The 6,027-nt window shown below is 30.3% G+C and carries 4 protein-coding genes; 3 read left to right on the top strand and 1 reads right to left on the bottom strand.

Annotated elements, in window-relative coordinates:
- Positions 1-510: 510 nt before the first annotated feature.
- Positions 511-762, bottom strand: coding sequence for a VF530 family DNA-binding protein (locus AB671_RS10045; protein ID WP_066681295.1), 252 nt, complete (start codon positions 760-762; stop codon positions 511-513).
- A 478-nt stretch (positions 763-1,240) separates the two neighbouring features.
- On the opposite strand from AB671_RS10045, the gene AB671_RS22475 reads away from it, so the two are divergent.
- The 3 genes from AB671_RS22475 (at position 1,241) to AB671_RS10030 (ending at position 5,825) form a co-directional block, all read left to right on the top strand.
- The gene (locus AB671_RS22475) at positions 1,241-1,402 is read left to right on the top strand and encodes a hypothetical protein (protein WP_175620787.1); all 162 of its coding nucleotides are present in this window, start codon (positions 1,241-1,243) and stop codon (positions 1,400-1,402) included.
- 3 nt (positions 1,403-1,405) lie between these two features.
- Complete coding sequence (locus AB671_RS10035) at positions 1,406-2,617, top strand: exonuclease SbcCD subunit D (RefSeq protein ID WP_066681291.1); 1,212 nt, start codon at positions 1,406-1,408, stop codon at positions 2,615-2,617.
- 169 nt (positions 2,618-2,786) lie between these two features.
- Positions 2,787-5,825 (top strand): AAA family ATPase, encoded by a 3,039-nt coding sequence (locus tag AB671_RS10030; RefSeq protein ID WP_066681289.1) that lies wholly within the window; start codon positions 2,787-2,789, stop codon positions 5,823-5,825.
- Positions 5,826-6,027: the final 202 nt, after the last annotated feature.

Raw genomic sequence — 6,027 nt, 5'->3', positions numbered from 1 at the left:
TTATGAACTTCTAATGGAAAGTTCTGAAAACATGGTCAAATTATCTGCCATAAAATTATTACTCAATAAAATTTAAACAGCCTCTAAGAATTTTAGTTATTTAATCTAAATGCAAATAAGAAATCAATGAATTGATTTTTATTAAGACCTTTTAGCTTAAAGGACTTAATTCCTTAATGTTAAAAATAAACTTAATTTTTAAACAGGTTCTTATAATTTTCAATGCACCGACTTACATTTTTGAGCAATAAAAGTTTAAGATAAATAGTAAGCAATTACAATTTTTTTAAAGCAGAGATTTATTCATTATTACTCCAAATTTAAGGAACAAAGATGAACCAACAAGTTGATTTTCAGAAGCGCAGATTATATGGACACTTCATTTGCGACTTGTCGCAATTCTTTACTTCTTAAATAAGGCAGCTTGCAAAATAAAACTTTACGTTTAAATAAAATTTAAGTCCCAGAATTTTTCAATTTTAAAACTAGCCAGATTAATCTTATAAAAAATCAATCTTCCTTATTTCTTTCTGCTTTCTTTTTCTGTCTTAAAACATACAAATACAGACTTTCAACTTTCGTTCTCGCCCAATCTGTTTTTCTCAAAAATTTCAAGGATGAATTGATGCTAGGATTATCGGTAAAACATTTGATATTGATTTGTTTCCCAAGCTCTTCAAAGCCCTGATAATATTCTACCAACTCTTCAAGAATGGCATCAAGTCTTTTTCCGTGTAAAGGGTCTTTTGATTTTTGTTCCATGATGTAAAAATAAAGATAAAATTGTATTTAAAGATAAACAAGACTGTTTTACCTTAATGTAAATCGCATTTGGTCACAAACAGCATTGAAACTAATCAATTGCATTTGCATTTGCATTTTATTACAAAAAAGGCTGTTTTGAACAAAAGTATTTTGCATTTTGTTACAAACAACAGTAAAACAAATCAATCGCAGTTGCATTTTATTACAAACAAGATTGTTTTAAACCAAAGTCAAACTCCGGAAGTAACAAACAGGGTTGTTTTAAATCAATGGAAAATTTCTCTACTCTCAAATCCTTTTTTTTCGAATTAAGTAAAACCATAAATAAATTGATATTGTATGACTTAAATTTAATTATGAAATTTATATCCTTCAAAAAAGTAAAGCTGAATGTCTAAAGTCAAATCAGAATAAAAGTTTTCTCTAAAGAATAGATTAATTTAGCACTATCATAAAATGTATAGATAAACCTGAGATGAGTAGAAATACAGAAGCGAATAAAAAAATTCACAATAAAAAGATTGCCAATAAAAAACGGAAAATTCAGGAAGCTGAACTAAAAAGGAAAAACCGTTTAAAGGAAATGCGCCAAAATACCCTCGAAAAAGAAGCTGCAAAACAAGAAAACGAAGATTAATTTATGAAAATCCTTCACACCGCCGATTGGCATTTGGGTAAACGTCTCGACCGTTTTTCTAGATTAGAAGAACAGGTTTTGGTGATGAACGAAATCGTTGAAATTGCCGATGAACAAAATGTTGATTTGGTGTTAATTGCCGGAGATTTGTTTGATAATTTCAATCCGAGTGTTGAAGCGACGGAACTTTTTTATAAAACTTTAAAACGTTTATCTTTAAACGGAAAACGCCCTGTGATCGCCATTTCCGGAAATCACGATTCGCCAAGTTTGATTGATGCACCTGACCCTTTAGCTCGAGAATGCGGAATTATTTTAATCGGGCATCCAAAAGCCACAATCAATCCTTTTGAACTTGATTATTTTAAAATTTCAAAATCAGCGGAAGGTTTTATTGAATTGGAATTTAAAAATCAACATTTTCCTGTCAGAATTTTGCATACTCCTTATGCAAATGAGGTTCGTTTAAAAGAATATTTTGGAGAAAATAAAGAAGAAGAACTTAGCAGAGTTTTATCCGAAAACTGGAAAAAAACAGCTGATGAATTTTGTGACCAAAATGGCGTTAATCTTTTAATGGCTCATTTATATATGAACAAAAAAGACGCTCCGATTTTGGAAGAACCGGAAGGCGAAAAACCCATTAAAATTGGTAATGCAGATTTGATTTTCTCAGATATTATTCCTCCGCAGATTCAATATACGGCTTTAGGACATTTGCACGCTTTTCAAAATATCGGAACTGATGAAAAACCTGTTGTTTATTCTTCTTCGCCTTTGTGTTACAGTTTTAGTGAAGCCGGACAAACGAAATATGTTTCAATTATCGAAGCTGAACCCAATAAAAATGTTTCATTTGAGAAAATAGCTTTACAAAATGGTAAAAAACTCGTCAGAAAAACTTTTGATTCCATTGAAAGTACAATTGAATGGCTGAAAGAAAATCCAAATACTTTAGTTGAATTGACCTTAGAAAGTGAAACTTTTTTAAAAGCAGAAGAACGAAAACTTATCTATCAATCTCACGGCGGAATTGTACATCTTATACCTAAAGTTAAAAATCAGAATTTTAATGAAAACCAATTGAGTGAAATCAATCTGAATCAAGATATTAAAACTTTATTCAATGATTATTTTAAATCTAAAAATGGCGGTCAGGAAGCCAACGAAGAGCTCCTTAATTTGTTTAACGAAATTGTTAGTTCTGATAAATAATATATTTATTGAACCATTGAGATGGATTTAAGAAGTTAAGTTTTTTAAGAGAAATAAATTTCTTAAGACACAAATCTTTACTTTGCTTGCAAAGACTTAATTATTCTCAACTTCTTAAATGTCCTTAATGGTTCAAATTACAACTCTTTTAAGTTCTTAATTTATTATTATGATTCCAATTCAACTGACTTTAGAAGGTCTTTATTCTTATCAGGAACGTCAGAAAATCGATTTTGAAAATCTTACGGAAGCTGGTCTTTTCGGAATTTTCGGTTCGGTTGGTTCCGGAAAATCTTCTATTTTGGAAGCCATTTCGTTTGCGTTGTACGGTGAAACGGAACGTCTCAACTCCAGAGACAAACGTGCCTACAATATGATGAACCTGAAATCGAATAAATCGTATATAGAATTTGATTTCATCAATTTTGAAAACAAAAAATTCCGCGCGACAAGAGAATTCAAACGTAATTCTAAAAATTTTGAAGATGTAAAAACGCCGACCGTCACTTTCTATGAGTGGAAAAATGAAAACTGGATTCCATTAGAACATTCTAATGCTGAAAAAATTATTGGTTTAAGCTATGCCAATTTTAAGCGAACTATTATCATTCCACAAGGTCAGTTTAAAGAATTTCTGGAATTAGGGGCGACAGACAGAACCAATATGATGAAGGAGATTTTTAGCCTTCAGCGTTTTGATTTGCAAAATAATGTTTCAATTTTAAATGCTAAAAACAAATCTGAACTCGACCAGTTAGAAGGTCAGTTAAGAGGCTTTGAAGAAGTAAATGAAGAGCAGATTTCAGCTCAAAAAGAATATTTAAAACTTGAACAGCAGAAATTGGATGAGAGGCAGGAAATTTTCAAAAAAACGGAAGAAAAATATCTAAAGCTGAAAGGCTTGAAAGATGATTTTGAGATTTTCATCCATAAAAAAAATCAACTTGAGAAACAAACTCAAGAGAAAGTTGAAATTGATATTCTGGAAGCCAAAACAGAATTATTCGATAAAATTTTCAGAATTTTCACTCCTCTGATTTCTGAAAAAAATAAGCTCACAAAAGAAATTTCTGAACAGCAAAAAAATAAAGAACATCAGTTTACAATTTTACAGGAAACCGAAATTCGATTTGAAAATATTAAGAATAAACTTTTGGCAATTCAGCCTCAATATGAATCTTTAAATCAATCTAAAATTCAGGAAAATGATTTAGTCCTGATTTTACAAATGCAGAAATTTTCGGGTGAAATAGAAACTCTAAAAGAACGAACCGAAAATGGCACAAAAAAAGTAAAAGAAGTTGAAGCAAATCAAAAAATAATTCAACAAAAAATTGAGGATTTATCTAAAAGTATCGATATTTTAAAGCCGAAAAAATTAGATTCAGCTTTGTTATTAAATGTTGGAAACTGGTTTTCTGAAAAGAAAAAATTAGATGAAAATTTACAAAGCCAGATTCAAAAAATTAGTTCAAAGAAAATCGAAATTGAAAATAGTTCGGAAGAATTGAAACCTTTTAAAATTAATATTGAAACCTTTAAAATTGATTTTAAAACGCAGATTGAAACTTTAGACAGTCAAAAGAAAATACTTTCCGAAAAAAGAAATCATTTGGAAGTACAGCAGAAACTGGCTCACTTTGCCAACGAATTGCACGACGGAGAATCTTGCCCGCTTTGTGGTGCTTTGGAACATCCGAACATTGTAGAATTTGATGATGTTAATTTAGAATTAGACGAAATTCAAAAACAAATCGAGCAGCTTGAAAGTCAGAAAGATAAAATTCAAAAACTAGCTTTATCAATAGAAAAAATTCTTGACCGAAAAAAGATTTTTGAAGAACAGTTAAGAGCTGAAGAAGAAAGCATGAAGCAAATTCAGAATCAGATTGATGAGCATCTTAAAAACTTCAATTGGAAAGAATTCAATGCCGAAAACCAAACCGGTTTTGAAGAAAAACGACAGCAATCTTTCTCCATTGAAAAACAGATTGATGAATTGAATCAGCAAATAAGTTTAGAACAAAAAAGTCTTGATAAAGAAAGAGAAAATTTTGACAGTTATAATAAAGCACTCGAAAAATTCAAACTTGATGAAGCAAAAAAAGAAGAGCAAATTAAAACCAACGAAGCCAATTTAAAGGTTTTAAAGTGGGTTGATTACGAGAAAAAACCAATTGCTGAAACTGAAGACATCTACAATAAATTATCACAATCGAATCGTGAAACTGAAGAAAATTATCAAAAATTAAATAAGGAAAAAGAAGAAATTTCACCAAAATTGGCCGAACAAAAAACAATTGTTAATCAGCTTGAAAAACGAATCTCTGAATTAGAAAAAGAAATTTCAGACAATAAAAACCTGATTGAAAAAGCCTTATTTGAACAGAAATTTAATTCTTTAAATGAAATCCAAGAAATTCTTGTTCAGGAAATCAATGTACAGGAAACAAGAGCTAAAATTCAGCAGTTCAGAATTGCTTTTGAAATTTTAAAAAACAGCATACTTGAACTTGAAGCCAGACTGAAAGACTTCACTTTTAATGAAGAAGAATTTTCAACCCTTGAAAATCAGTTTAAAAGCTTTGAAAATGATTTAAAAATCGCCAATGATTCTGTCGTAAAAATTGCCACTGAAATTGAAAGACTGGAAAAAGAATTCAAGAAAAAAGAAAATCTTTTAAAAGACTTAGCACATCTTCAAAAACGTGGTGAAAATCTAAAAATCATGACCAATCTCTTTAAAGGAGCTGGTTTTGTGCAGTATATTTCATCTATTTATCTTCGTCAATTATGCGACCATGCGAATGTTCGTTTTCATCGAATGACAAGAAACCAACTGAGTTTGCAACTGAACGAAAATCATGATTTTGAAATCATCGATTATTTAAATGAAGGTCGAAGCCGAAGTGTGAAAACGCTTTCCGGAGGACAGGCTTTTCAGGTTTCGCTGAGTTTAGCGTTGGCTTTGGCAGAAAGTGTTCAGAGCAATGCAAAAGCTGATAAGAATTTCTTTTTCATCGATGAAGGTTTCGGAACTCAGGATGCAGAATCTGTAAATATCGTTTTTGAAACACTGATGAATCTTCAGAAAGAGAATCGAATTGTAGGCATTATTTCTCATGTGGAAGAACTGAAAGAAAAAATTCCTGTTTCATTGAATATTACGAAAGATGAGGAACGTGGAAGTTTGATTGAGATTGCGTAATTTTTTTCACATTTAGGTCACATTAGTGTTAGTTTTAATATTTTGAAAATATTTTAGAACACATCTGTAGAAAATCAAAGATTTTCATTTTTTATTTACATTTGAACCATTAAAAATTATATGTATATCCGTAATCATCCATAATTTCGTATATTTGTTTGTTATATAATAAGTTAGATGGATATATTTAGTTTTACGGCTG

Origin of the sequence: Chryseobacterium sp. BGARF1 (genome assembly GCF_001677955.1) — a bacterium.
Classification (GTDB): domain Bacteria; phylum Bacteroidota; class Bacteroidia; order Flavobacteriales; family Weeksellaceae; genus Chryseobacterium.
The sequence above is the reverse complement of the archived record's forward strand: the minus strand, read 5'-3'. Positions and strand labels throughout refer to the sequence as shown.